General features: G+C 37.4%; 2 protein-coding genes. Both read left to right on the top strand.

Annotation, left to right across the window (positions count from 1 at the left end; translation table 11 throughout):
• The first annotated feature begins 359 nt into the window (after positions 1-359).
• On the top strand, positions 360-869 hold the full coding sequence (locus VLN09_RS03610) for a hypothetical protein (RefSeq protein ID WP_325243827.1): 510 nt from the start codon (positions 360-362) through the stop codon (positions 867-869).
• Positions 806-1,983: hypothetical protein (locus VLN09_RS03615; RefSeq protein WP_325243828.1), on the top strand; the 1,178-nt coding region annotated here is incomplete at its 3' end. The genes VLN09_RS03610 and VLN09_RS03615, both read left to right, overlap by 64 nt.

A 1,983-nucleotide genomic window follows, 5' to 3' on the forward strand; every position in this document is an offset into this window, starting at 1 on the left:
AATTTTTAAAACTGAGGGCAATGCACCTACTTAGAGCTCAACGGTCAGTCGTGTATAAGTGAAGCGTACTACCAAATAAATTTTTCATTCTCTTTTTACATATTTTTCATCAAATATAACTTTGAGGGTATGACGACTTCACTACTCTGACATTGTAACCTCCAGCTCATCGAAAACTCCTCTTAAAACCTAACCTCACCTCAAAAGCGTCATTAGTTGACGTGTTGTTTCTATTTTTGTGAAAAAGCATATGATTTTAGGTTTTATTTGCTCTGTAGTGACTGTAATGTATGAGTGGAGGTAAGTAGACGATAAATGACGACTAAATAACTGCGTGTCGATGATTGAGTGGGAAACTAATGAATACAGCATCCATAGCCAAACTGCAGAGAACCACAATACTTATTTTTCCACAGTTTATTGGTTTGTTCGATATTTATACCAATCAAATTCGACCTTTAATTGATGTTCACACCCTAGAAATTGAGCAAAGCCTTGCCTACTCTAAACCCACATTATTCATTAAAAATGAGGAAAAATGGCTACTCGTCAATAACTTTGAGCTTTATCACTTATTAAAAAGCCCTCATATTGATCAAAAGATACTAAAGCAAGAAATGCTGATAAGCGACATAAATAAAGAGCAGCTAAAGTTTGGTATACCCTTTTATGAACTAATTGGCATCATAGCTCAGCATAAAAAGAGACTAGATCTAAAGCTTATTTATAAATACCTCAATGAGCTTTTAACAAAAGAAACCAATCAACAATTATTCGGCAAAAACATCTTTCCTATCACTATATTTTGTCAGCTCATCAATATAACCGAGCAAACCTATCACAAACGCCCCTCCGAGAATGCCTCATGACACAAAATGGTGAAGTCGTTTATAAGCAGCGAGAATGGTTTAGTGCTCAAGAATTAACAGATATCGTTAACTTACTTAACGATGATGAGGAATTTACGTACCAAGAAGCAGTTTTAGCTGCCATATCTGCCATCGTTATATCGATAAATGACAGCTATATACATCCGAATGAACCTATCCAGTATTTGCTTGAGTGTATCGTACAGATATTACGAAGAGAGCCGGTCGCGCACCGCCATATGCAAATTAGTAAATCAGCATTAGCGAAAAAACCGCTCATAATGCAATTGCTTATCCTCATGCAGGATATTGTAGTCAGACGGCAGCAAGAGCGCTCACGCAAACAATTGCTATGGCTGGCTATCTCTATGTACACCGGTGTACTGCTGATGCAGCATAGTACAAAAACCCATAGTGATAACATACTGATGCAGTTTAAACAGGCTCAGTTTTCAGGATCTCCTAGACGAACATGGATTTGGCGTGAATTACCTGATTTTCCTCAGCTAACCATGGATGCAGAATGCATATTATCGATATTTACAACTTTGTTACAACTGCAACAGGTAACATTCGCGTCTTTAAACAATGGCCACGCTATTAATGTAAAAGAATTAGAAGAAAATGAGTCTGAACTAAAAGCTAAGCTTGGCCAAATAGATAAAATTACAGCAGCGTATCAAATCGCGCACTACTTAAAAATTAAGAAACCTAAGAAACCTAAGAAACCTAAGAAACCACGTGAAATTAAGACAAATAATATTAAAGTTAAGCCTATAAGCTTAGCCGACCAAAGACCGTTTTATCAGCCCCATAATGAACCTACTCCTCATTGCTGGGACACACCTCGTGACGATATTGAAAACAGTTCTACATCTGTAGATGTCAGTTTTTTAGCAGCTGACACCGAGATTTATGAAGGGTTAACGACCAGTTTTGAAGAAACTATTGATCACTATGATGAGCCCTATATCAGTTATAAGGGGCTGCCAAAACCTCTGATTAAACAATCCGTACCACTACAAACTATCGATTTATCATTACAGCAAAATTATATGTCTCAGCGCAATCTTGCGCTTAGCTCAAACACTCGGGTGTTGTCATTAGCGGGCTA

The sequence above is a fragment of the Psychrobacter sp. genome (assembly GCF_035469765.1).
Classification (GTDB): domain Bacteria; phylum Pseudomonadota; class Gammaproteobacteria; order Pseudomonadales; family Moraxellaceae; genus Psychrobacter.

Bases quoted from the DNA above. Each gene is read 5' to 3' on its own strand.
- VLN09_RS03610 (WP_325243827.1), top strand. From the start codon at position 360: ATGAATACAGCATCCATAGCCAAACTGCAGAGAACCACAATACTTATT.